Below are 23822 nucleotides of genomic sequence, written 5' to 3'. Positions count from 1 at the left end.
AGTGTCCGGATGCGCCGTACAGCCTCTCCAATCTCCCTGATTCTGCTGGGACTCGGCACGTTCTTGCTGGTACTGGCGCCGTTGCTCGCGTGGTACGTGGCACCGCGGGCGGCCGTGAATCCGATCAACATCGACCAGACCGCGGTCTACCGCGGGACGGGCAGCGTCTTCGACACCGAGAAAGTGAAGACGGTTCCCGACCAGCGGATCACCGTCACGCAGCGGGTGCGCGCCGACGTCGAGGACAGTGAACGCAGCGACGGAGCCGCGGTGTGGGACGTCACCACCACCGTCGACACGGACAAGTCGCTGCCGGCCTCCGACCCGCACGACGCGCTGGAGTTCGTCCCGCACCGCTGGGTCATGGACCGCAAGACCAACAAGCCGGTGCACTGCTGCGGCGAGAAGCCGTACATCGAGGGCGAGGCCTACCTGAAGTTCCCCTTCGACGTGCAGCGACGCTCCTACCAGTGGTGGGACAACTCCCTGGGTTCGACGGTGACTTTGCGTTACCAGGGTACGAAGAAGGTTCAGGGGTACACGGGTTACCGGTTCACCGGCACGGTCGCCCCGGCGAAGGTCGGGACACGGCTCGTGCCGGGCACGATCGTGGACGAGCCCGGACGGCCGCAGGTGCTGGCCGAGGAGTGGTACTCCAACCACGGCATCGAGCTGGTCGTCGACCAGCGCACCGGCCGGGTGGTCTACGCACAGGTGGGCCCCAAGCGCACCCTGCGGGCGCCCGGCGCGAAGAAGGACGCCGTGGTCCTGCTGGACAGCCCGAAGATCGCGTTCACCACCGCGACCCAGAAGGAAGCGGTACGGCTGGCCAAGCGGGACAGCGGCCAACTGCGCGCGGTGGGCGAGACGTTGCCGATCGGGACTGCTGTGGCTGGATTCGTACTGGCTGCTGTGGGGGGCGTTTTGGTGGTACGGGGACGCAGGCGCCCCGAGTCCACCGATATGAGCGGTACGCCCGAGCCCGTCCTCACGAAGTGACTGGACGTCAGCTCTAATAAGCCCGGAAATTGTCACGTACGTGAGTAGCCACGGCGTACGGGTGGGCGAAAACTGTGCCACCCCACCCAAGCACAACCCGTCCACACCCTCCTCCTAGGAAGCACTCAGTCCCCCCACAACCAGCCTGAAAGACACTGCTGAGTTCCGCACCCTGAGACGAGTTGGAGCACCCATGCCCCAGCACGTGCCCCACCAGCTGCACAGCGCGCTTCCCCAGGCGTCGCAGCTGCAACCCTCTTCGCACGGCCCGCACCACTCTTCGGCGCTCCCCCCACCTCCGCGCCGAATCGTTTTTCTCGCCCATCGTGACCTCGACAATCCGGCCGCCGGCGGCTCCGAGCTCCTCGTCGACCGGCTCGCCGACGGCCTGACCCGCCTGGGCCACCAGGTGACCCTGCTGTGCGGCGGCCCGGCCTCCTACCGGGACTACCGGGTCGTGTCGGCGGGTGGCGAGTTCGGCCACTACCTGCGCGCCCGTACGGCCTTCGCCCGCCAGGTCGGCGAGACGGACCTGCTGGTCGAGGTCTGCAACGGCATGCCGTATCTCGCGCCCCTGTGGCACCACGGCCCCACGCTGTGCCTGGTCAACCACGTACACACCGACCTGTGGAAGATGCGGTTCGGCGGGCCTCTGGCGCCGGCCGCCCGGATCGGCCGAAGACTCGAACACTGGGCGCTGGCCGGTGCGGCGGCCCGGCACCGGAGTCTGCTGGTCGCCGTGTCTCCCTCGACGGCACACGCCCTGCGGGCGATCGGCGTCGAGCGCGACCGCATCCGGGTCGTGCACAACGGCGTCGAGGAACCGGAACCCCTGGTCCGCCGCTCGCCGGAACCGCTGTTCGTGGCCGTGGGCCGGCTCGTCGAGTACAAGCGGATCGACCTGCTGCTGAGACTCTGGGAACGGGTGCGGCCGGTCACCGGCGGCCGGCTCGTGATCGTCGGGGACGGCCCCGAGCGGTCTCGGCTGGAGCAACTCGCCGGTCCCGGCGTCGAGTTCACCGGGCACGTCACGGAGGCCGAGAAGCACCGGCTGCTGTGCGAGGCGTGGCTGCTGCTCCATCCCTCCGCCGTCGAGGGGTGGGGCCTGGTGGTCACCGAGGCCGCCACCCGCGAGACGCCGACCATCGCCTTCGACGTTCCCGGACTGCGGGACTCCGTCGTGGACGGGGAGACGGGAGTGCTCGCGCGGGGTGAGTCCTCGTTCGCCGCCGCCTGGTGCACCCTCGCCCTGTCGGGGCACCGCCGCGAGCTGATGGGCAAGGCTGCCCGGGACCGGGCGGCCCGGTATCGCTGGGACCGGACCGTCAGACAGTTCCGGGCCGTTGCCGCCGAGGCGGTGAGGGGCTGGGGACCGTGACACGGCCTCGGGCGAAGGACCCCTCCCTTCGGCGTTCCCTCACTCTCTTCCGGGCCTTCCTCCATGAGCAGGACGACCCCGAGTCCTGCTACGCGCTGCTCGCCCGCGACGCCGTCGACCAGGTCGAGGCCTACGACGGCCCCGTCGCCGGCCGCACCGTCGTGGACGTCGGCGGCGGGAGCGGGTACTTCACCGAGGAGTTCCGCAGCCGGGGTGCCGACGCGTTCCTCTTCGAGCCGGACGCCCGCGAACTGGGTGAGAAACCGCCCGACTCCACCGTGATCGCCGACGGCTACCTGCTCCCCCTGCGGGACGGCGCCGCCGACGTCACCTTCTCCTCCAACGTCCTCGAGCACGTGGCCGATCCGGAGATCTTCCTGAGCGAGCTCGTCCGGGTGACCCGGCCCGGTGGGCTCATCTACGTGTCGTTCACCAACTGGCTGTCCCCGTGGGGCGGTCACGAGTGGGCGCCCTGGCACTACCTGGGTGCCGAGCGGGCCCGCGCCCGCTACCGGCGCCGTACCGGAAAGGCCGCCAAGCACATCCTCGGCGAGAACCTGTTCGCCGTGCACATCGGCCCGACCCTGCGGCTGGTGCGTGCCCGGGACGACGTCACGGTCGTCTCGGCGCGCTCCCGCTACTGGCCCTTCCTCGCGGAGACCGTCGTACGGGCTCCCGGCATCCGCGAGATCGCCACCTGGAACCTCCTCCTCATCCTCCGGCGGTGTCCACCATGACGACGTCCACGGTCCAGGCCCCTCCTCCGGCAGCCGTGCCCAGCACCGCGGTCATGTCGGGTCCTCCCGAGGGCCCGCGGTCGCGGAGCTGGCTGCTGGGGTTCTGGGCCGTGGTCTTCGTGCTGTTCCTCGCGGTGCACCCGGGCCGGCAGACCTTCGACACCAAGCTGGGCGTCACCACGGACCCCGGGCGGTTCCTCGCCGACCTGGGGCAGCTGTGGCACGACCAGGGCTCCTTCGGCGGCATCCAGGACCAGTACGTCGGCTATCTGTGGCCGATGCTGCCGTTCTACTGGCTGGGCCACGCCCTGCAGTTGCCGGTGTGGCTGGTGGAGCGGCTGTGGCTGTCGCTGATCGTGTCGGTCGCCTTCTGGGGCGCGCTCAGGCTGGCCGAACGGCTGCGCATCGGCAACGGTCCTGGAAGGCTGCTGGCCGCCGTCGCGTACGCGCTGTGGCCGACCTTCACCATCGTCATCGGCTCGACCTCCGCCGCCGCGCTGCCCGGCGCCTTCCTGCCCTGGGTGCTGCTGCCGCTGACGAGCGAGCGCCACAGCGCCCGGATCGCGGCCCTGCGCTCGGCGCTGATCATCCCGTTCATGGGCGGGGTGAACGCGGCCTCCACCCTGGCCTCTCTGCTACCCGTCGGGCTGTATCTCCTCTCCCGGCCACCCGGACCCCGGCAGCGCAAGCTGATCGCCTGGTGGGTGCCGGGCGTGATCCTGGCGACGGCCTGGTGGGTGATCCCGCTGCTGCTGCTCGGCCTCTACGGCGAGAACTTCCTGCCGTACGTCGAGAGCGCGCGGACCACGACGGAGACGATGTCGGCGACGGAGGCCCTGCGCGGGGCCGGGAACTGGGTCGCGTATCTGCACCTGGGGGAGGCGTGGCTGCCGGCCGGCTGGACCGTGGCCTCCTCGGTGATCGTGATCCTCGGCTCGGCGTTCGCGGCCGGGCTCGGTCTCGCGGGGCTGGCCCGGCGGGACCTGCCGGAGCGGCGGTGGCTGGTGCTGACCGCGCTGACGGCCGTCCTGGTGCTGCTCGCCGGGTACGGCGGCGCGTTCGGCGCCCCCTTCCACGGGGTGGTGCAGGACTGGCTGAACGGCGGTCTCGCGCCCTTCCGCAACATCTACAAGTTCCAGCCGGGGCTGGCGCTCGCCTTGGTGCTCGGCCTCGCCCATCTGGTGGGGGTGGCCTCCGAGCCGCGCGGGGCGAGAGCGGTCAGGGGCCGCCGGTACGCCCCGCTGATCGCGGCGGTCCTCGTCCTGCCCGGCCTGATGTGGCCGTACCTCAACGGCTCGATCCTGAACCCCGGTTCCTTCCAGGAGCTGCCCAAGTACTGGCACACCACGGCCGACTGGCTGGAGAAGTACTCTCCCGACTCGCGCGCTCTCGTGGTCCCCGCGACCGCGCACGGCATCTACACCTGGGGCTCCCCCATCGACCAGCCCCTCGACGTCCTCGCCGAGTCCCGCTGGGCGCAGCGTGACTACGTCCCCTTCGGCACCCCCGGCAACCGGCGCGCGACGGACGCGGTCGAGCAGGCGCTGCTGACCGGCGGTGAGATCCCGGGCCTCGGCGACTACCTGAGCCGGGCCGGCGTCTACTACGTCGTCGTCCGCAACGACCTCGACCCGGACCAGATCGGCACCGTGTCGTCCTCGGTCGTCAAGCGGGCCCTCGAACAGTCCGGCTACGAGCGGGTGACGGGCCTCGGGCCGCTCATGACGGGCGGGAAGATCGCCAACGACACCCCGCTCCAGATCGAGGGGCTGTACCCGAGGCAGCGGGCGGTGGAGATCTACCGTCCGGCGAGCGAGGACGTGCCGCGGCCCGGACAGGCCGGCCTGCTGCCCGTCGCCGACACGGCCCAGGTGTCCGGCGGCCCCGAGTCACTGCTCCCACTGTCGGCCGAACTGCGCGGCAGGGCCACGGTGTTGACCGGCGACAACCACCCCGGGCTCGGCACCCCGGCGCTCCAGATCGTCGGTGACGGACTGCGGCGCGCGGACACCCGCTTCGGGCTCGTCAACGCGAACACGTCGTACACGTACACCAGCGACGAGCGCAACGCCTCCGGGGCCGCCCAGGACGCCGGTGAGAAACCGCACCAGATCCTGCCGACGACGGGCCAGGACCACCAGACGGTGGCGGAACTGCGCGGCGCCCGCTCGGTGACGGCTTCCTCGTACGGCAACTGGCTGTTCCATCTCCCGCAGTTCGACCCGGTCAACGCCTTCGACGGCAACCCGGACACCGCCTGGGCTGAGGGTGTCGCCGGCTCGCCGGACGGGCAGTGGCTGCGGATCGGGTTCTCCGATCCGGCGTACGACATGCCCTCGTCGTTCAAGGTGACGCCGTTGCCGCAGGACAGTGTGCGGTCGGCGGCGACCAAGGTGCGGGTGGAGACGGAGAACGGCTCGCGCACCAGCCTCCTGCGGGCCGACGGGTCGACTCAGAGCGTCAAGGCCCCTCCGGGTACGACGGGTTGGATGAAGCTGACGATCGTCGACTCGGTCGCGCGGCGGACCGGGCTCGCCGGGGCCGGGTTCTCCGAGATCGACCTGCCGGACGTGCAGGTGACCCGGCTGCTGCGGCTGCCGACCGATGCCGACGGCGCGGACTCCGCCGCCGAGGTGGTCTCCCTGCACCGGGTCCCCGACCCGGCCGGGATCTCCCCGACCGGCACCGAGGCCGGCCTGCACCGCCGCTTCACCACGGCGGCCTCGGGCACGTACTCGGTGAAGGCCGGCGCGGTGCCGATCTCCGGGGAGGAGCTCGACAGGCTGCTGTACGAGGTCGCCCCCGACCAGCGCAACCGCATCACCGCGACCGCCGACTCCACGGCGACCCTCGGTACCGGCCTGTCCGCCCGCAACCTCACCGACGGCGACCTCACGACGGCCTGGATCGCGGGCGACCGCCCCACCATCCACCTCAGCTGGAACGGCAAACAGCCCATATCCGAGGTGGTGCTGGCGGCCGCGGGCGGCCTCTCCACCCGGCCCACCGAGGTGGACATCACCTCGCCCGACGGCGCGACGGTGGCCGGGGTCGACGAGAACGGCGCGGTGCGCTTCCCCGCGATCACGACCGACCGTCTCGACATCACGATCACCAAGACGGCCCCGCTGGTCCTGCACAACCCGGTCGCCGACGAGGACCTCCAGCTGCCGGTGGGACTGACGGAGGCCTACCTCCCGGCCCTCGACCAGTACCGGACCCCGCAGCCGAAGGCCGACCGGACGTTCTCCCTGCCGTGCGGCAAGGGCCCGGTGATGGCCATCGACGGGAAGCTCTACCAGACGGGCGTGTCGGGCCGGATCCGCGACCTGACGGAACGGCGGGAACTGACGGTGACGCTCTGCCAGTCGGGCCGTTCCGGCGCCGAGGTGTCCCTCCCCTCCGGTGAGCACGTCGTCGAGGGCGGCGACGCCGGCCCGCTCGCCCTGACCGACATCACCCTGACCCGCGGCACGATCGCCGAACCGACCTCCCTGGCCAGGGAGTTGCGGATACGGGACTGGCTGGGCGACCGGCGCGAGGTGAGCGTGGGCTCGGGCGCCGCCTCCTACCTCACGACGTACGAGAACTACAACGACGGCTGGAAGGCCACGCTGAACGGCAAGTCGCTCACCCCGCTGCGGCTCGACGGCTGGCAGCAGGGCTGGCGCATCCCCGCGGGGGCGGGCGGCACGGTGAAGCTGTCGTACGAGCCCGCGACGACGTACGACGGCGCGCTGATCGGCAGCGGGGTCGCACTGGTGGCGCTGGTGGGCCTGGTGCTGTGGCGCAGGCGCTCCCCGAACCCCGACGAGCCGCAGCCGGTGCCTCCGGCGCCGGGGGTGTGGCTCGGGGTGGTGGCGCTCACGCTGGTGGGCGTGGTGATCGCCGGGTGGTTCGCGCTGCTGGTGCCGGCCTTGGCGCTGCTCGCCTCCCGACGGCACGGGTTCCTGGTGCCGATCGCCTTCGCGGCCCTGGCGGGGGCGGGCATCGCCGCGGCGGTGGGCGCGGGAGAGCCGGTGGGCGCGGCGCACGGGGCGTTCGGCCACGTGGCCCAACTGCTGGCGCTGATCGGCCTGTTCGCGGCGCTGGTGAGCGTGGGTGAGCGTGAGACAGCCCCCGGGTCCGAGGCGCCGACACAGCAGCTGCCGCCGGTCGAGGCGAGCAAGGGGAGGACGGAACCGACATGACCCCACCGACACGCATCCCGTTCCCGGTGGTCGACGAGGTCTCCCGCCACTGCCTCCAGGAGGAGGAACCGGAGACGGTCCACATCGAGGTGCACCTGCCGGGACGGCTGGACCGGTCACGGCTCCGGAAGGCGTTCCTGGAGGCCTTGCACCGGCACCCCCGGATCCTGATGCGGGAGGCCCCGGGGGGTCGGTACCGCCGCCGCTACGAGTGGGAGCTGACGACGGAGCCGGACGTGGAGGTGGTGACCTTCCCGGAGCCGGGGCGAGACGCATTGCGGGACGCGCGGACGAGGGCCCTGGTGGAGGCACCCCCGCTGTCGCTGTCTCCACCGATACGACTGGAGGTGGTGGAGGGGGCGGGCCCGGCGGAGGGCAGCGAAGCAACAGACCTAGTCGGACTGCACCCACCTATAAAGGGGCGCGGGGCTGCATCTATTAGCGGCTCCGCCGCGGAGCGCGACCAGCCCCCACCGGCCCGCGCCCGAAATACGACCGTCCTCTTCCTCACCATCAACCACACCGCCCTCGACGGCCCCGCCTGCCTCCGCATCCTCGCCACGGCAGCCGAAATCTACGGCGGCAAGGACAACTCCCCCGCCGCCCCACCCCTGCGCGCCCCGGACGCCCCCCAGCAACCGGAGACCCCCTCCAACTGGTCCCGCCCCGCCCGCGTAGCGCAGGGCACTCCCGAGAACTCCCCCGGCAACGGCCTCCTCGTCACCGAACTCGCCCTCCCCCACCGCCCCAAGGGCTCCCCCTACACGGTCAACGACCAGCTCATGGTCACCACGGCCCTGACGATCGCCCACTGGAACAAGGAACACGGACAATCCCCCCGCCCCCTCCGCATCACGATGCCCGTCGACGACCGCCCCAGGGACACGACGATGCCGATAGGAAACGGCACCCGCCTGGTGGAAGTCCCCTTCGCGCCCGACGAGTTGCAGCAAGGCCCCGACGACATGCCCGCGTTCCTGCACCGCACGGCACAACGCACCCGCGCCCTCAAGTCCCTCACCCGCCCCCAACTCGGCCACGGCGCAGGCCTGCTGACCGCCCCGGTCACCCCGGTGGCCTGGCGGGCGGCCCTCACCCGGGGCCTGCGCAGAGCCGCCGCCCCCTGGACCTCCACCACGCTCCTCAGCAACATCGGCCGCATCCCGTACCCCTTGGACTTCGGTGAGGAGGCCGGGCGCGCGCACGCCGTGTGGTTCTCGGCACCGGCGAGGATGCCCCGCGGCCTGACCGTCACGACCGCCTCGACCGCGGGCCGGCTGCACCTCGCCCTGCGCTGGTCACGGGCCCTGCTCAGCCACGGCGACGGCGCCCACCTGCGGGACCTGTTCGAGCACTACCTGCACACCACGGAGGTGGCCCCGTGAACACCACCGCACCCCCGCGCCGCAGCCTCAGGGACTTCTACGAGGACCCGGCCGTCCCGGTCGCCTCCGGCACCCCCCGCTCCCTGCGCCAGGCCCGCATGCTGGCCGGGGCCCTCGGCACGGCCGGAACCGCCGCGCGCACCGTCCTGGACATCGGCTGCGGCGACGGCACCGCGGCCGCCACCGCGGCCCCGCTCCTCACCGGCCACCGCATCGTCGGCGTCGACTGGTCCCAGGACGCCCTCAAGCGGGCCCGTACCAGGCTGCCGTACGCCGTGCGCGGTGAACTCAGCGGCTCCGGGCTGCCGTTCAAGGACGCCTCGGTCGACGCCGTGCTGTTCAGCGAGGTCGTCGAGCATCTCGTCGACCCGGACTCGGCACTGGACGAGATCCGCCGCATTCTGCGCCCGGGAGGCCATCTCATGCTGTCCACGCCGAACCTGGCCGCCTGGTACAACCGCGGACTCCTGCTGGCCGGGGTCCAGCCGGTGTTCTCGGAGGTGAGCCTGCGGGCGATCCACGGGCGGCCGGGGCGGGAGATCGTAGGGCATCTGCGGCTGTACACGGCCCGCGCGCTGCGGGAGTTCGTCGCGGCGGCCGGCTTCGAGGTCGTACGGCTGGAGGGGGCGCCCTTCCACGGTGTGCCGCGTCCGCTGCGCGCCCTGGACCGGCTGGCGTGTGCCAGACCGTCGCTCGCGTCGATCCTGCTGCTGCACGCGCGCAAGACCTAGGGGGCGTGGACCATGTGGTGGGGAGTGGCGGCGGCCCTGTTGGCGAACACCCTGTACAGCGTCGGATTCGTGCTGGAGAAACGGGCGCTCACCTCCCTGCCGGAGGTGACGATCCGGCAACCCGTCAAGTTGCTGGGACTGGTGCTCCGCAGCCCTCTGTGGATCGGCGGCTCGCTCTCGCTGGCGGCCGGGTTCGGGGCGCAGCTCGCGGTGTACCGGACCCTGCCGATCGCGGCCGCGCAGGGCATCTTCGTCTCCGGCCTGGTGCTGCTGGTGCTGCTGTCGGCGCGGCTGCTGGGCGAGGAGACGACCGGGCGGGAGCGGTACGCCCTGGGCGCGATCCTCGCCGCGCTGCTCATGGTCGTGCTGTCCCTGAAGGAGGGCTCCGAACACGTCAGCCGGGACGCCCCGTACCAGCTGATCCTGCTGGTGTGCGTGCCGTCGCTGGCGGCGGGCGTGTGGCTGTACGGGTCCGCCGAGCGGCGCACGAGACACCGGCACCGGATGCCGACGACCGGTGTCGAGTACGGCGTGGCGGTGGGTCTGCTGTACGGGGTCAGCTCGCTCGCGATCAAGGGCGTGTCGAGTTATCTGACCTCAAGTGGGCTCGGCGGCGCGGTAGTTGAGCTGTTGGCCTCTCCGTATCCGTATCTCCTGTTGTTCACCGGGGCGTTCGGTCTGGTGATGTCGCAGGCGGCGCTGCAGCGCTGCCGGGCCTCGCTGATCGTGCCGGTGTGCACGACGGTGACCTGCCTGTACACCGCGGTGCTCGGCACGCTCTCGTTCGGTGAGTCCCTGCCCCACGATCCGCTGCGGCTCACGTTGCGGCTCGCGGGCACGGTGCTCGCGGTCGGCGTACTGCTGAGCATGCCCAAGCACGATCCGGCGCCCCAACCGCCCATCGGTGCCAAGGAGTTGACGCCCCCATGAACCCCGACGACCCGCTGCTGCGGATCCTGGCGTGCCCGCTCGACAAGGGCCCCCTGCACCTCGTACCGCCCGACGACGTCCTCTACAACCCCCGGCTGCACCGCCGTTACCCGATCGTCGACGGCATCCCGCAGCTGCTGCCGGCCTCCGGTGAGCAGGTGACGGACGACGAACACGAAGACTTCCTGAAACGGATGACTCCATGACCGCAACGGCCCGTACCTTGGCGGCGAGAGTGGCCCCCTATCTGCCCACCCGGCTCGTCGCGGCGGCGGCCCGGGCGGTGTATCCGCGCTTCGAGCCGGAGCTGGCACGCCTGGCCGAGCTGTGCCCGGCGGACTGCCGGACGGCGGTGGACGTGGGCGGCTGGTACGGGCCGTGGACGCGCCGGCTGGCCGGGCGGGCGCGGCAGGTGGTGACCGTGGAGCCGGTCCCGCATCTGGCCCGGCTGCTGACCTCGGCGGCCCCGGCGAACGTCCAGGTCGTCCAGGCCGCCGCCACGGACCGCCCGGGCACCGCACGGCTGTGGCTGCCGCCCGGCGACGCGGGCGACCGCGGGGTGTCCTCCCTGGTCCGACGGGACATCCACGGCCGGGCGGTGGACGTCCGCTGCGTCACGCTGGACGAACTGGGCCTGAAGGACGTCGGTTTCATCAAGATCGACGTGGACGGGAGCGAGCTGGCGGTGCTGCGCGGGGCGACGGGAATCCTCGCGCGCGACCGGCCCGCGCTCTTCGTCGAACTGGAGTCCCGGATCCAGCCGATCGCGCCGGTGGTGACGTACTTGTCCCTCCTCGGCTACGACGGCTGGGTGCTGCCCCGCGCCACCTGGGTCCCGCTGTCCGGCTTCCCCCTGGAGGCCCACCAGGAGACGGCCTCGTACGTCGTCAACCAGGGGCTGTTGCGCCGGGTCCTGCCCTTCGTCCAGCGCCCGCGGTACATCAACTCGGTGCTGTTCCTGCCCGACGGGCGCCGCCCGGGTGTCAGTGCGGTGGGGGACGATGGAGAACATGCCCTCCGGAAAGCCCCCGGCTAGCCCCTTCACCGTCCACGACTTCCAGCTGGTCCTGCTGCGCCGCATGGCCGACCACAACCCCGACCTGGTGGAGGAGGCCAGACACACCCTGGGCGTGTCGATCGCGGACATGCGGGAGGCGAACAAACGCTGGCAGGCGATGGTCCGCTCCCCGCGGGCCCGTGCCGCCGCGTCCCGGTACCGCTCGGTCCTCGGCACCCCCGGGACCGTCCTCACCCGCAAGGTCGGCGACCTGGAGTGCGAGGCCTGGCTCTGGCCCGTGCCGCTATGGCCCGATCTGCGCTTCGAGATCCTGCTGGCTCCGAACGGCTCGACGGTGTGGAACGAGTGGCTGGCCAGGGCGCCGGAATCCAAGGGCCCCGACCTGCGCACCCTGGAAGACCTCACCCCCTGGTCCTGCACGGTGGACGAGGCGGCCCGGGCCTTCCCCCCGGCCCGCCCCCTGGAGGGCACGGCCCCGACCCGCTGGGGCCTGACATTCACGGCCCCGGACGGGAAGGGCGTGCACCGGGAGGTGGTGGCGGAGTTCACGTGGGGCTTGCTGCAGAGGCTCGCGGTGCGCTGATCGTGCCCTCAGGGCAACTGTGTCCAGGGCGGGGCGGTCCATACGGCCGTCGCGCCAGGGTGGCCGGTCCCCCCGAGGCCCGCCACGTCAGACCCACCCCACAGCCTGTGCCCGGGAACGGGCGAGTCAGGTCGTCGTCTCCACCACGTCCGCCACCACGCAGCTGACGTTGTCCGGGCCGCCCGCGGTGTTCGCCGCGTCGATCAGGGTGTGGACGGCCGTGTCGGGGGCGGGGGCCATGGTGAGCAGGTCGCGGATGGTGGTGTCGGGGACGACGGCCGAGAGGCCGTCGGAGCACAGGAGGTAGCGGTCGCCGGGTTCGGCGTCGTGCAGTTTCAGGTCGGGGGTGCCTCCGGCGGTCGTGAGTGCCTTGAGGAGCAGGGCGCGCCGGGGGTGGGTGACGGCCTCCTCCGCCGTCAGCCGGCCCTCGTCGACCAGGGACTGGACCACCGTGTGGTCGTGGGTGATGCGGAAGAGGGCGCCGCCGCGCAGGAGGTAGGCGCGCGAGTCGCCGATGTGGACCAGGGCGAGCCGGGAGCCGGTCCACAGCAGGGCGGTCAGGGTCGTGCCGTTCTCGTCGGTGCCCGCGGCCACGTCCCGCACCGCCTCGCTCGCCCCGTGCACGGCATCCGCCAGGAGGTTCAAAACGTTGCCGGCCGGGAGTTCCGCGCTGTCCAGGAACCGCAGCGCCGCCACGGCCGCGCTGCTGGCGGGGGCGCCCGCCGGGCCGTAACCGTCGGCGACCGCGAGGAGGCGGGCGCCCGCGTAGGCGGTGTCCTGGTTGGCGGGGCGGACCCGGCCGGGGTCCGAGTGGGCGCAGTAGCGCAGTTCGAGCATGGTGGTGTCCTTCCTCGGCGTCGCCGTCAGCTCGTCGGCGAGGAACGCGGCGAGGTCCCGCCGTACGGCCGTCTCCGCCTCGACCTGCGCCCAGTACGCGCGGATCTCGCCGGCGGCGGCAGTGGACGGCAGCGCGCACACCGTGCGGATGCGGGCCAGCGGCATGCCGAGCCGCCGCAGCCACGCCACCAGCCGGGCCTGTTCGAGCTGGGCCGGGGTGTAGTAGCGGTAGCCCGTCTCCGCGTCGACGCGTGCCGGGCGCAGCAGCTCCAGCTCGTCGTAGAGCCGCAGCGCCTTCGGCGACAGACGGCACGCCCGCGCGAAGGCCCCGATCGTCAGCCACTCCATACGGCCTCCTCCGTTCCTCGCTCCTGATGGTGGGGCTTCACCGAGGGGGAAGGTAAACAGGTTGCCGCGGTTTCCCCCGCTGCGGTTAGCCTGCGGAACGAGCCTCCATGGGAAAGGACCCCGCCGTGCCCCGAGTCGCCCTCGTCACCTACGACCCCCACCCGGAGCCCAGCAAGGACGCCGACCTGCCCGTGCTGGTGGCGGCGCTGCGCGAGGCCGGAGCGGAGGCGGATGCCGTGTTCTGGGACGACGGTGACGTCGACTGGGCCGGCTACGACCTGGCCGTCATCCGGTCCACCTGGGACTACACCTGGCGGGCGGCCGAGTTCGTGGCGTGGGCGGAGCGGTGCGGCAAGGTGACACGGCTCGCCAATCCGGCGCAGGTCGTGCGCTGGAACACCGACAAGCGCTACCTCGGGGAGCTCGCGGAGGCGGGGGTGCCGGTGGTGCCGACCCGCTATCTCGCGCCCGGCGACCCGGTCGACCTGCCCGGCGACCACGAGTACGTCGTCAAGCCCACGTCCGGGGCGGGCGCGCGGTACGCCGCGCGCTACACGCCGGACCAGCACGACAGTGCCGTACGGCAGCTGGAGCGCATGCACGCGGAGGGGCTGACCGCGATGGTGCAGCCGTACATGCGGGCGATCGACGCGGGCGGTGAGCGGGCGCTGCAGTTCTTCGGGGGCCGGCTGCTGCACGCCAGCCGCAAGCGCGCCGTCCTCGCTCCCGGTACGGCCTTCGACGCCACGAAGGTCGCCCATCCGGGTCTGGAGCCCTGGACGCCGACCCCGGCCGAACGCGCCGTCGCCGAGCGCGCCCTGGCCGCCGTACCGGACGCGCCGGAGCTGCTGTACGCGCGCGTGGACCTCGTCGACGGGGAGGACGGGCAGCCGCGGGTGATGGAACTCGAGCTGGTCGAGCCGAACCTCTTCCTGTTCCTGCACCCGGAGTCGCTGCGGCCGGTGGTGGATGCGGTGCTGGCGGCCGCCCGGCGGTAGACCGGGCAGGCTCCCGACCGCACCCCGAGCAGCAACGACAGTCAAGGAGTACGACGCGTGTCCTCTCTCTTCCCGGCCCTGACCGGTGCCGCGGCGGACCGTCCCGCCCTGCGGTTCGGTGACCGCTCCCTGACGTACGCGGAACTCTCCGCCGCGACCGGTGCCCTGGCCGGCCGCCTCGCCCGGTACGACCGGGTGGCCGTCTGGGCGACCGCCGAGCTGGAGACCGCGGTGGCCGTGGTGGCGGCGCTGGAGGCCGGTGTCGCGGCGGTGCCGCTCAACCCGAAGTCCGGCGAGCAGGAGCTGGGGCACATCCTGGGCGACAGCGCGCCGGGCCTTCTGCTCGCCGCGCCGGGCGCCGAACTCCCTTCTGCCCTCGGCGACTTGGCGCGCATCGACATCGACGTGCACGCCACGGGCGAGCCCGCCCCCGGCAATTCGGCGCAGGACGGCGACCCCGCCCTGGTCGTCTACACCTCCGGCACCACCGGCCCCCCGAAGGGCGCCGTACTCCCCCGCCGGGCCGTCGCCACCACCTTGGACGCCCTGGCCGACGCCTGGCAGTGGACGTCGGACGACACCCTCGTGCACGGCCTGCCCCTGTTCCATGTGCACGGCCTGGTGCTGGGCGTCCTCGGCCCGCTCCGGCGCGGCGGTTCGGTCCGTCACCTGGGCCGTTTCAGCACGGACGGGGTCGCCCGTGAGCTGAACGACGGCGCGACCATGCTCTTCGGCGTCCCCACGATGTACCACCGCATCGCCGAAACCCTGGCGGAGGAACCGGAGTTGGTGCGGGCCCTGGCCGGTGCCCGTCTCCTCGTCTCCGGCTCGGCGGCGCTCCCGGTGCACGACCACGAGCGCATCGCGGCCGCGACCGGGCGCCGGGTGGTCGAGCGCTACGGCATGACGGAGACCCTGATGAACACGAGTGTGCGTGCGGACGGCGAGCCGCGCGCCGGGACCGTGGGCGTACCGCTGCCGGGTGTGGAGCTGCGGCTGGTGGAGGAGGACGGGGCGCCGATCACGTCGTACGACGGTGAGACGGTGGGCGAGATCCAGGTGCGCGGGGCGAACCTGTTCACCGAGTACCTCAACCGGCCGGACGCGACGGCGGCCGCGTTCACGGCGGACGGCTGGTTCCGTACGGGGGACATGGCGGTGCGGGACGCGGACGGGTACGTGCGGATCGTCGGCCGGAAGGCCACTGACCTGATCAAGAGCGGCGGTTACAAGATCGGGGCGGGCGAGATCGAGAACGCGCTCCTTGAGCACCCGGGGGTGCGGGAGGCGGCGGTGACCGGGGAGCCGGACCCGGACCTGGGCGAGCGGATCGTGGCGTGGATCGTCGCGGCGGACCCTCAAGCGCCGCCGTCGCTCGACGAATTGGCGGACCATGTGGCCCGCCGCCTGGCCCCGCACAAGCGGCCCCGGGTCGTCCACCACCTCGACTCCCTCCCCCGCAACGACATGGGGAAGATCATGAAGCGGGCCCTTCATGGCTGAGCGTCTGTCCGCCCGCGAGACGGTCGCGCTGCTCACCGACGACTTCTCCGAAATCCCTTACCCCGCACGGCAGTCGAGGCCCAACGGGCCGCTCGCCTGGCAGGGCTACGACGCCTCGCGCGCCCGCGCCGCCGAACGTACCGGCGAGCAGGAGTCGGTCATCTGCGGCACCGCGCGCGTCGAGGGCACCCGGGCCGTCCTGATCGCCTTCGAGTTCGGCTTCCTCGGCGGTTCGCTGGGCGAACGCACCGGTGACCGGCTGGAGGCGGCGTACCGGTACGCCCGCGAACACCGCCTGCCGGTCGTCCCGTTGGTGGCCACGGGGGGCAGCCGTATGCAGGAGGGCATGCTCGCCCTGACCCAACTCCAGCGCGTGGCCCGCGAGTCGGCTCTCACCCGGGCGGCGGGCCTCCCCCAGATCGCGGTACTGCGCGACCCGACCACGGGCGGCGGCTGGGCCACCCTGGGCGCGGGCGCCGACGTGATCCTCGCCCTCCCCGGCGCCCAGGTCGGCTTCGCGGGCTCCCGGGTCCGGCCTCCGGACGCGGACCCGACGGCGTACACGGCGGAGGCACAGGTGGCGGCGGGCGCGGCGGACGCGGTCGTACGGCCGGAAGCACTGCGGGAGACGCTGGGCAGGTGGCTGCGCCTGCTGGCGCGACCGTCGAGCGGAGGCCCCGGCGACGGGACGGTGGAGGGTCGCACGGCCACGCCATCGGGCCGCCCCGGGGACGGCACCGCAGACAGTCGCACCGCCGCGCCATCGGGCCGCCCCGGCGACAGGGCCGCGGACAGTCGCACCGCCACGGCGTCGGGCGGACCCGGCGACTGCACTGCGCACGGTCACACGACCACGCCATCGAGCGAACCCGGCGACAGAGCCGCGCACGGTCACATCGCCACTCCGCCGAGCACACCCAACGACGGCACCGCGGACAGCAGTACCGCCACCCCGCCGAGCACACCCGGCGACGGCACCGCACACAGTCGTACCGCCGACGCGGCGCCCGTCCCCGAGTGGTCGGTGCCCGGTGGCACCGCCCCCGCGCCCCCGTACGCATCCCGCGTGGCGCCCCCCGCGCTGCCCGTCGAGCCTGCCCCCGTCCCGGACCCGCTCGGCGCGACCGACCTTCCCCTCACCGGGTGGGACGCGGTCCGTCGGGCCCGTTCCGCCGAGCGCCCGCGCGCGGAGGCGTACCTGGACGCCTACTTCACCTACCGCGCGGCCGTGTCCGGTGACCGTTGCGGCGGTACCGACCGGGGCATGCTGTGCGGCTTCGGTGAGCGCGAGGGCCGCACCATCGCCTACGCCGCCCAGACCGGCACGGCGACCCGGCCCGCCGGCTACCGCACCGCCGCCCGTCTGATCCGCCTCGCGGACCGGCTCGGCATCCCGGTGCTCACCCTGGTGGACACCCCGGGCGCGGCCAACGACGCGCAGGCCGAACGCCAGGGCGCGGGTGCGGCCATCGCCGACCTGTTCACCACGGTCGCCTCCGCCCGGGTCCCGATCACCACCCTCCTCATCGGCGAGGGCGGCTCCGGCGGCGCCCTCGCCCTGGCGGCACCCGAGGCCACGTACGCCACACCGGACAGCTACTTCTCCGTCATCGCACCGGAACTGGCCGCGGCGATCCTGAAGCGAGCACCGGAGGAGGCCGAGTCGACGGCGGACCAGTTGCGGATCCGGCCGCAGGATCTGGCGGAGCTCGGGGTGGTCGCGCTACCCGAGAAAGACCTCGGTCATGAGAGACCCCCGGCCCCCTGACTTCACATCACCCGCCTTTACGGGGAGCTTGCATAAGACATAAACGACAGAAACCCCCATTCAGCCGCACCCCACCCGGCCCCCTAATAAAGGCGCCCCCTCCCCCACCCCCGCACGATGCCACTAAGCCCCGCCACCCGGCGGGGCCCACGGTCTGTGCTCTCGGGAGGACCTCCATGACCGCCAGTCTGGAGCAGCTGCGCCGCTGCCACTTCGCCGTCGACCTGGGCGCGGCGCGGACGCGGGTGTACGTGAAGGGGGCCGGACTCGTCGTCGACCAGCCGTCGGCCGCCGCCGTGAACACCCGTACCGGCGCGCTGATCGCGGTCGGTGAGTTCGCCGAGAAGATGACGGGCCGCACCCCCGACTACATCCGCGTCGTACGGCCCGTCTCCGGCGGCACCGTCGTGGACATCGAGATGGCCCAGCGGATGCTGCGCCACCTCCTCGGCGACAAGATCCGCCGCAATCTGCGCCGCAAGCCCCGCCTGCGGGCCGCCGCCTGCACCCCGCACGACGCCGACCCGCTGGCCCAGCGCGCGGCGATCGAGACCCTGGTGGGACTCGGGGCGCGGCGCGTGGAGCTCGTGGACACCCTCATCGCCGCCGCCGTCGGCTGCGGACTGCCCGTCGAGCGCCCCGAGGCCACCATGATCATGGTGTGCGGGGCCGCCGCCACGCAGGTCGCCGTGCTCTCGCTCGGGTCGATCGTGACCGCAGAGCGCGTCCCGGTGGGCGGCGAGGCCGTCGATCACGCGATCGTCCAGCACCTGCGTCACGAGCACGAGTTGATGCTGCCCAGTCAGTCCGTACGACCGCTTCAGCTCGCCCTCTCCGGCAACGGCCTCACCCCGCAGGGCCCCGCCTCCACCGAGATCCACGGCCGGGACGTCGCCACCGGCCTGGCCCGTTCCGTGCGGGTCGACACCGCCGCCGTACGGGACGCGATCGAGACCCCGCTGACCGCCGTGCTCGACGGCATCGGCCGGGTGCTGCGCAACTGCCCGCCCGACCTCGTGGCCGACCTCGCCGACCGCGGGATCATGATGGTCGGCGGCTCCGCCCTGCTCCCCGGGCTCGACCAGATGCTGCGGCAGGCCACCGGGATGCCGGTGCACATCGCCGAGCGGCCCGACGTCTGCGCCGTACAGGGACTGGGGTACATGCTGGAGGGCCGGATCGAGCCGATGTCGCTCGACCCGCTGGCCACCTGAGGCACGACGGGCGCGACAGCCGCCACGGAGATCTTCACGCGCCCCCATGAGACCCCGCCAGACTCCGTCAGACCATTTCGGGCACCAGCGCCGTGCCCTCGGGGCGGAACCGTTCCAGCCGGCGCGGCGGCACGATGCTCGGCAGCAGCATCTCCCACATGTGGGTGGTCTCCTCGGTCAGGCCGGCCCGCCCGCTGAGGACCTGGGAGCTGAGCTGCAGTCCGGTCCAGGAGCCGACGATCAGCCGGGCCACCCGCCCGGGGTCGAGGTCCGCCTTGACGTCCCCGCGCTGCTGGGCCTGGACGAGGCACTCCCGGAAGAGCTCGATCCACCGGGTGTACGGCTCGCTGACGATGCCCGACCTGGAGCTCTGGTCGACGACCAGCCGGATGCCGGCCCGCACCCGGACGTCCGCCACCAGCCGCCGGGCCATGGAGTGCACGATGTCGATGACGGTCTGCACCCCGGGCCTGCCCGTGTCCGTGACGGACTCCAGGGCGGAGAACTGCTCGTCGACGAGGGCCTGGGCGAGCTCCTCCTTCGAGCCGAAGTGGAAGTACAGCGCACCCTTCGTCACCCCGGCCTCCTTCACGATGTCCCCCAGCGATGTCCCGTGGTACCCGTCGGCGTCGAAGGCACGGGCCGCCGCGTCGAGGATGGCCGACCGAGTGACCTCCGCGCGTTCCTGTCTGGCCATGCGTCCCACCCCTGCCTGTGTCACGACGAGCTCTGGTGATCAGTTTGTCTTCCCGGCTCCACGGGAAACCAACCGACTGGTACTGGGGAGTCGTCGGCGCGCACGCCGGGCGGGACGGGGTCGCACCATCCCTCTCCCGGCACTCACGGCGCCAAACGATTTTCGGCGGACCGCGTCCGACGAGCCCGGTGTGAGCAGGTGCGCCCCTGCATGCTCCCCGCCGGTGGCGCTACGGTGTAGTTTCCGACGGCTGGGGGAGGCTCTCTTGTGACGAGCGGAACCGCGACGACCCGACAGGCCGCAAGGCGTCCCAGCGTGACCGCGCCGGCTCCTGTCTCCGTCACCCGGATCGGCGTGACCGGCCACCGCTCCATCCCCGGACCGGTCCTGCCGGGCGTACGGGCGGAGATGCGCAGACAGCTCGGTGGCGGCGCCCTGGATGCCTTCACCTGTCTCGCGGCCGGCGCCGACCAGATCTTCGCGGACATCGCCATGGAGAGCGGTGTCCCGGTGACGGCGGTGATCCCGGGCATGGACTACGAGGCCCACCTCGACGACGACGCGGCACGCGCCGGGTACCGCAGGATCCTCGGCGCCTGCGCGCACCGCGTCCAGCTGCCGCCCGAGCCGACGCACGAGGAGGCGTACTTCGCGGCGGGCCGCTGGATCGTCGACCACTGCGACCGTCTGATCGCCGTGTGGGACGGGCTCCCGGCCCGGGGCCCGGGAGGCACCGGTGACGTGGTGGCCTACGCGCGCCGGACGGGCGTCCCGGTGACCGTCCTGTGGGAGCCGGACGTGCGCCGCGAGCCCTGACGGCACGTTTCCTGACTGCCCGTCAACTACCGAACCGGCCCAGCCAGTCCGAGTGCTGCGGTGACACCAGCCGCTCCGCCTCCGCCACCGCCAGGGCCCACCGGTCCTCGGTCACGGTCGTGCTCATCTCGACCCGCAGGGTCTCCAGATCCTGCTCGACGAGCGAGTGCGCGTAGGTCAAGGGCCGGTGCCTGCGCACCTCCTGCCAGGCCACCCCGGCCGCCGCGGACGCGCTGAACACCCCGGTCAGGTCCCATCCGCCGAGCATCCTGGCCGCCCTGAGCACGGCGGCGAGCAGGGCCAGCAGGGTCAGTACGGCGGTCACCGACGACCACTGCACGGAGGCGCGGTGGGCCTGCGCGGCACGACGCCGGTACCAGGCGTGCTGTTCCATGAGCCGCTCGCGCAGATAGACGTCGCGCCGCACCGCGAAGGGCTTCGCCCGCACCCGCCGCATCACCGGCGTGATCTGGCCCTCGCCACGGGCGTGGGCGCCGTTCCTGGAGTCCTCCCAGCCCACCTTGCGCATCTCCCTGAGCCGTTCCTCGACCCGCTCCGCGAACAGCGCGTCGGCGTTGGCCACTTGGGAGTGGAAGATGCCCCCGTGCACCATGTACTGCCACGCCAGGGACTTCAGCATCTCGGCGACGGCACGATGGGCCTGCCAGCGTGCGCGGGCACGGCGGCGCGTGGTGTGCAGACCGATGCCGATGGTCAGGGCGTACAGCAGCGCGGCCAGGAGCGCCGGGACATGGCTGTCCAGGCGCTCGGCCAGCATGGCCGAGGTCGTGGCCGCCAGCAGGACGACCAACTGGGCACGGACGGCGCGGAAGGATTCACCCTGATGGGTGATCGCCAGTTGATCGTTAACGCGGAACAGCGGGGGGAGGTCGTCGTCGTTCCACGTGCCACCCGGCCCCGGAATACCGACCCTCATGGCCCACCCCCGACAACAGGCTCCCCCGGACATCCGAGTATGCGGGCGCACGCGCCCCCCAGCCATGCTCCGGAGCCCGACAGCTGAGGTATCGTCCGCCTAAAACCGGGTTGTCTCTGTCTCATGGTGCGCATCCGACAGTGGGCCTCTGGTCCCAGTGGGCCGGGGACATGCCGGCCCCCTGGAAGGAGACATCAGACAGATGAAGGCTCAGACGGTCACGGAACGCGCGACGGCCGCCGGTTCCGCCCCCCACGGTCAGCACACCCCGCTGGGTGCGATCGACTCCTCTGCCACGACGAAGGCCGCCGACCGGGTCACGGGTGGCCCGGGAAGGCGTCCCACACCCTTCAACTCCGCACTGTAGGGCGGACAGTCCGGCCGCGACCGCGCGCTCCGTCCACGACGGCGCGCGGTCGATCCGCCCGGGATTCGGGTCCCTGATACCACAACACACGTGTGCGGTAGCCCAATTGGCCGATTCAGGGCGTGCGGGGGTGACGGCGCGCGGTAGCGTGTGCTAAGTGACCGTTTCTCCGGGGGACCACCCACTCCAGCAACTCGTCCTGAAGATCCACAGTCGCTGTGATCTGGCGTGCGACCACTGCTATGTGTACGAGCACGCGGACAAGAGCTGGAAGACCCGCCCGGTCGTCATCGATCAGGACACGGTCCGTCGGACCGCGGCACGGTTCGCCACGTACGCACGCGAGCACGACCTCGCCTCCGTCACCGTCATCCTGCACGGCGGTGAGCCCCTGCTGGCCGGTCCCGCCCGACTGCGGTCCATCTGCGCCGAATTCAGTTCCGCACTGGCCGGCGTCACCGAGCTCGAGCTGAAGATCCACACCAACGGCTTGCAGCTGAGCCGCCGTCACCTGGACGTCTTCCGGGAGTACGGCGTCCTCGTGAGCGTCTCGCTCGACGGCGACCAGGCGGCCAACGACCGGCACCGGCTCGACCGCAGGTACCGGAGCAGCTACCACCGCGTCCTGCGCGCGATCGACCTGCTGCGCACCGAGGAGTACCGGCACCTCTTCGGCGGACTGCTCTGCACGGTGGACGTGGCGAACGATCCCGTCGTCGTGCACGACACGCTGTCCGCTCTGTCGCCGCCCCGGATCGACTACCTGCTGCCCCATTCCACCTGGGACACCCCGCCGCCGCGCGGCTCGTCCGGTTCGGCGACCCCGTACGCCGACTGGCTGCTCGCCGTGTTCGACCGCTGGACGGAACAGGGCCGCAAGGTGCGGGTGCGGACCTTCGACTCGGTGCTCAGCACCCTGCGGGGCGGGCCCAGCCTGACCGAGGCCATGGGCCTGGCCCCGTCCGATCTGGCGGTCGTGGAGACGGACGGCTCCTTCGAGCAGGTGGACTCACTCAAGACGGCCTATGACGGCGCCCCCGCCACGGGCTACCACGTCAACGAGCACACCTTCGAGCAGGTGGCCCGGCATCCCGGCGTACAGGCCCGGCAACGCGGTCTGCTCGGGCTGTCGAAGACCTGCCGCGAGTGCCCGGTCGTGCAGTCCTGCGGTGGCGGTCTCTACGCCCACCGCTACAGCAGCGAACGTGAGTTCGATAATCCGTCGGTTTTCTGTCACGATCTTCGCGCCCTGGTCGACGGGATCGCCGAGCGGATCACCGACCGCGCCCTCTCGCCCGCCGTCCTGGACCCCGAAGCCCTGCGGTTCGTCCGGCAGGCGCTGGACCGGACCCTCCTCGCCTACGCCAACGAGCGGCTGGCCGGACACCCCGACTGGGACGCGGCCTGGCTGGCACTGCTCCGGCTGGACGCGGACCGGAGCACCGCGGAGCACCTCAACCGGGTGCTGTCCCACCCCTACCTACGGGCCGCCCTGCGCGATGCCGAGGCGGCACACAACACCGCCGCCCGTTTCGCCCGCGCCGCCGTGGCCGCCGCCGTCCACGCGCACGCCCCGTTGCGACTCGCCTGGGAGCAGCCGGACCGCGAGCTGGACCTGCCGACCCTGGGCACCCTGACCCTGCCCGCACCGGGGCGGGTGGAGGCCGTGGTGAGCGCGCGGGGTCTCGACGTCCGCACCGCCGACGGGGCCCTCCTCACCGTCGGTGACCAACCCACCGACGCCTGGCGACCGTTGACGGTTCTCAAGGTGGCGGCCACCGAGCCGCTGCTCATCGACGACGCCGACCCCCGCCGTGCGGTCTACCCGGCCCCCGTCACCGCCCCGCTGGACCCGGACGAGCTCGCCGCGTTCCGCGAGCGGTTGCGGACGGCCTACGAGCTCCGCGCGGAGCAGGGGTCCGCGGCCGACGACGACCGCAACGCCCTGCGCGTCGACACCGTCACCCCGCTCGTCGCCGGAGCCGGGGTGCGGCTCGCCGTCGACGGTCTGGGCGGGCTCGGTGTGGCCGTCGACTTCGAACCCACCATGTTCGTCAGGGAGTTGCCGCGCCTCGGGCGCCGGGCCCGGCTGGCCGCCCTGCGCGCGACGACCGATCTGCATGTGCCGGGCAACCAGGCAGGGCGGTTGCTCACCGAGGCCGTCGACGCCCTGGGAGGCGTGGCCTACTGGGGCCCTGAGACCCCTGAGGGACTGCAGTCCCTGGCCCGGGCCGGACGCGCCCTGGCCGCCCTGACCGAACTGCCGTCCCACGACCTCACCGAGAGCGGAGAGGTACTGGCCGCGGAGCTGCGCGAGGAGTGGACGGCGATCGCGGGGCGGTCGTGACGAACCAACTGGAGGACCTGCTGGCGGAGTTGCCCGTCC

The 23822-nt window shown here is 72.4% G+C and carries 20 protein-coding genes; 17 read left to right on the top strand and 3 right to left on the bottom strand.

Annotated features, from left to right (window positions below; translation table 11 throughout):
- The first annotated feature begins 9 nt into the window (after nucleotides 1-9).
- The 10 genes from pgfA to ACZ39I_RS02530 all read left to right on the top strand — a co-directional run bounded on the left by pgfA (nucleotide 10) and on the right by ACZ39I_RS02530 (nucleotide 11951).
- Nucleotides 10-999, top strand: coding sequence for a cell envelope lipid trafficking protein PgfA (gene pgfA, locus ACZ39I_RS02575; protein WP_467242031.1), 990 nt, complete (start codon nucleotides 10-12; stop codon nucleotides 997-999).
- A gap of 193 nt (nucleotides 1000-1192) precedes the next feature.
- Nucleotides 1193-2377, top strand: a complete 1185-nt coding sequence (locus ACZ39I_RS02570) for a glycosyltransferase family 4 protein (RefSeq protein WP_467242029.1) — start codon at nucleotides 1193-1195, stop codon at nucleotides 2375-2377.
- Entirely contained in the window at nucleotides 2374-3114 is a 741-nt protein-coding gene (locus tag ACZ39I_RS02565) for a class I SAM-dependent methyltransferase (RefSeq protein WP_467242026.1), read from the top strand. The genes ACZ39I_RS02570 and ACZ39I_RS02565 overlap by 4 nt, the downstream gene beginning before the upstream one ends.
- Nucleotides 3111-7304: a DUF3367 domain-containing protein gene (locus ACZ39I_RS02560; RefSeq protein WP_467243300.1), complete on the top strand. Its 4194-nt coding sequence runs from the start codon at nucleotides 3111-3113 to the stop codon at nucleotides 7302-7304. The genes ACZ39I_RS02565 and ACZ39I_RS02560 overlap by 4 nt, the downstream gene beginning before the upstream one ends.
- Nucleotides 7301-8689 (top strand): condensation protein, encoded by a 1389-nt coding sequence (locus ACZ39I_RS02555; protein ID WP_467242023.1) that lies wholly within the window; start codon nucleotides 7301-7303, stop codon nucleotides 8687-8689. Before ACZ39I_RS02560 ends, ACZ39I_RS02555 begins: the two co-directional genes overlap by 4 nt.
- Nucleotides 8686-9420: a class I SAM-dependent methyltransferase gene (locus tag ACZ39I_RS02550; RefSeq protein ID WP_467242020.1), complete on the top strand. Its 735-nt coding sequence runs from the start codon at nucleotides 8686-8688 to the stop codon at nucleotides 9418-9420. Before ACZ39I_RS02555 ends, ACZ39I_RS02550 begins: the two co-directional genes overlap by 4 nt.
- A gap of 24 nt (nucleotides 9421-9444) precedes the next feature.
- Nucleotides 9445-10350, top strand: coding sequence for a hypothetical protein (locus tag ACZ39I_RS02545; protein ID WP_352384349.1), 906 nt, complete (start codon nucleotides 9445-9447; stop codon nucleotides 10348-10350).
- Nucleotides 10347-10556, top strand: a complete 210-nt coding sequence (locus ACZ39I_RS02540; RefSeq protein ID WP_467242017.1) for a Trm112 family protein — start codon at nucleotides 10347-10349, stop codon at nucleotides 10554-10556. Before ACZ39I_RS02545 ends, ACZ39I_RS02540 begins: the two co-directional genes overlap by 4 nt.
- Nucleotides 10553-11386 carry an FkbM family methyltransferase gene (locus ACZ39I_RS02535; RefSeq protein WP_467242015.1) on the top strand — a complete coding sequence of 278 codons (834 nt, stop codon included), beginning with the start codon at nucleotides 10553-10555 and terminating at the stop codon, nucleotides 11384-11386. The genes ACZ39I_RS02540 and ACZ39I_RS02535 overlap by 4 nt, the downstream gene beginning before the upstream one ends.
- Nucleotides 11352-11951, top strand: a complete 600-nt coding sequence (locus ACZ39I_RS02530; RefSeq protein ID WP_467242012.1) for a hypothetical protein — start codon at nucleotides 11352-11354, stop codon at nucleotides 11949-11951. The genes ACZ39I_RS02535 and ACZ39I_RS02530 overlap by 35 nt, the downstream gene beginning before the upstream one ends.
- Nucleotides 11952-12077: 126 nt before the next feature.
- Here ACZ39I_RS02530 and ACZ39I_RS02525 read toward each other — a convergent pair whose 3' ends face one another.
- Complete coding sequence (locus tag ACZ39I_RS02525; protein WP_467242009.1) at nucleotides 12078-13136, bottom strand: MerR family transcriptional regulator; 1059 nt, start codon at nucleotides 13134-13136, stop codon at nucleotides 12078-12080.
- Nucleotides 13137-13261: 125 nt separating this feature from the next.
- Between ACZ39I_RS02525 and ACZ39I_RS02520 the strand changes: the two genes are divergently transcribed.
- The 4 genes from ACZ39I_RS02520 (at nucleotide 13262) to ACZ39I_RS02505 (ending at nucleotide 18619) form a co-directional block, all read left to right on the top strand.
- Nucleotides 13262-14134: an ATP-grasp domain-containing protein gene (locus tag ACZ39I_RS02520; RefSeq protein ID WP_467243299.1), complete on the top strand. Its 873-nt coding sequence runs from the start codon at nucleotides 13262-13264 to the stop codon at nucleotides 14132-14134.
- A gap of 57 nt (nucleotides 14135-14191) precedes the next feature.
- The gene (locus ACZ39I_RS02515; protein WP_467242005.1) at nucleotides 14192-15637 is read left to right on the top strand and encodes an acyl-CoA synthetase; all 1446 of its coding nucleotides are present in this window, start codon (nucleotides 14192-14194) and stop codon (nucleotides 15635-15637) included.
- A complete protein-coding gene (locus ACZ39I_RS02510) occupies nucleotides 15630-17405 on the top strand; it encodes a carboxyl transferase domain-containing protein (RefSeq protein ID WP_467242001.1) in 1776 nt (591 codons plus the stop codon). Before ACZ39I_RS02515 ends, ACZ39I_RS02510 begins: the two co-directional genes overlap by 8 nt.
- Before the next feature lie 176 nt (nucleotides 17406-17581).
- Nucleotides 17582-18619: a rod shape-determining protein gene (locus tag ACZ39I_RS02505; protein ID WP_352383545.1), complete on the top strand. Its 1038-nt coding sequence runs from the start codon at nucleotides 17582-17584 to the stop codon at nucleotides 18617-18619.
- A gap of 67 nt (nucleotides 18620-18686) precedes the next feature.
- Here the strand turns inward: ACZ39I_RS02505 and ACZ39I_RS02500 are convergent, their stop codons facing one another.
- The gene (locus ACZ39I_RS02500) at nucleotides 18687-19316 is read right to left on the bottom strand and encodes a ScbR family autoregulator-binding transcription factor (protein WP_467241997.1); all 630 of its coding nucleotides are present in this window, start codon (nucleotides 19314-19316) and stop codon (nucleotides 18687-18689) included.
- Nucleotides 19317-19631: 315 nt separating this feature from the next.
- Here ACZ39I_RS02500 and ACZ39I_RS02495 point away from each other — a divergent pair, with 315 nt between their 5' ends.
- Nucleotides 19632-20132: a hypothetical protein gene (locus ACZ39I_RS02495; protein WP_467241995.1), complete on the top strand. Its 501-nt coding sequence runs from the start codon at nucleotides 19632-19634 to the stop codon at nucleotides 20130-20132.
- Between the two features lie 22 nt (nucleotides 20133-20154).
- Here the strand turns inward: ACZ39I_RS02495 and ACZ39I_RS02490 are convergent, their stop codons facing one another.
- Nucleotides 20155-21069: a DUF4231 domain-containing protein gene (locus tag ACZ39I_RS02490; RefSeq protein ID WP_467241992.1), complete on the bottom strand. Its 915-nt coding sequence runs from the start codon at nucleotides 21067-21069 to the stop codon at nucleotides 20155-20157.
- Nucleotides 21070-21271: 202 nt separating this feature from the next.
- On the opposite strand from ACZ39I_RS02490, the gene ACZ39I_RS02485 reads away from it, so the two are divergent.
- Entirely contained in the window at nucleotides 21272-21436 is a 165-nt protein-coding gene (locus ACZ39I_RS02485; protein ID WP_467241990.1) for a hypothetical protein, read from the top strand.
- A gap of 157 nt (nucleotides 21437-21593) precedes the next feature.
- Entirely contained in the window at nucleotides 21594-23783 is a 2190-nt protein-coding gene (gene fxsBH, locus ACZ39I_RS02480) for a radical SAM/SPASM protein FxsBH, inactivated beta-hydroxylase extension form (protein WP_467241987.1), read from the top strand.
- Nucleotides 23784-23822: the final 39 nt, after the last annotated feature.

This window comes from Streptomyces sp. NPDC024687 (assembly GCF_055559055.1).
Note: the sequence above shows the minus strand (reverse complement) of the source record. Positions and strands in the feature narration are given on the sequence as shown.

What these genes read in the sequence shown, in the direction of transcription:
- pgfA (WP_467242031.1), top strand. Translation starts at nt 10, where the DNA reads ATGCGCCGTACAGCCTCTCCAATCTCCCTGATTCTGCTGGGACTCGGC.
- ACZ39I_RS02570 (WP_467242029.1), top strand. Translation starts at nt 1,193, where the DNA reads ATGCCCCAGCACGTGCCCCACCAGCTGCACAGCGCGCTTCCCCAGGCG.
- ACZ39I_RS02560 (WP_467243300.1), top strand. Translation starts at nt 3,111, where the DNA reads ATGACGACGTCCACGGTCCAGGCCCCTCCTCCGGCAGCCGTGCCCAGC.
- ACZ39I_RS02555 (WP_467242023.1), top strand. Translation starts at nt 7,301, where the DNA reads ATGACCCCACCGACACGCATCCCGTTCCCGGTGGTCGACGAGGTCTCC.
- ACZ39I_RS02540 (WP_467242017.1), top strand. Translation starts at nt 10,347, where the DNA reads ATGAACCCCGACGACCCGCTGCTGCGGATCCTGGCGTGCCCGCTCGAC.
- ACZ39I_RS02535 (WP_467242015.1), top strand. Translation starts at nt 10,553, where the DNA reads ATGACCGCAACGGCCCGTACCTTGGCGGCGAGAGTGGCCCCCTATCTG.
- ACZ39I_RS02530 (WP_467242012.1), top strand. Translation starts at nt 11,352, where the DNA reads ATGGAGAACATGCCCTCCGGAAAGCCCCCGGCTAGCCCCTTCACCGTC.
- ACZ39I_RS02525 (WP_467242009.1), bottom strand. Translation starts at nt 13,136, where the DNA reads ATGGAGTGGCTGACGATCGGGGCCTTCGCGCGGGCGTGCCGTCTGTCG.
- ACZ39I_RS02510 (WP_467242001.1), top strand. Translation starts at nt 15,630, where the DNA reads ATGGCTGAGCGTCTGTCCGCCCGCGAGACGGTCGCGCTGCTCACCGAC.
- ACZ39I_RS02505 (WP_352383545.1), top strand. Translation starts at nt 17,582, where the DNA reads ATGACCGCCAGTCTGGAGCAGCTGCGCCGCTGCCACTTCGCCGTCGAC.
- ACZ39I_RS02500 (WP_467241997.1), bottom strand. Translation starts at nt 19,316, where the DNA reads ATGGCCAGACAGGAACGCGCGGAGGTCACTCGGTCGGCCATCCTCGAC.
- ACZ39I_RS02490 (WP_467241992.1), bottom strand. Translation starts at nt 21,069, where the DNA reads ATGAGGGTCGGTATTCCGGGGCCGGGTGGCACGTGGAACGACGACGAC.
- ACZ39I_RS02485 (WP_467241990.1), top strand. Translation starts at nt 21,272, where the DNA reads ATGAAGGCTCAGACGGTCACGGAACGCGCGACGGCCGCCGGTTCCGCC.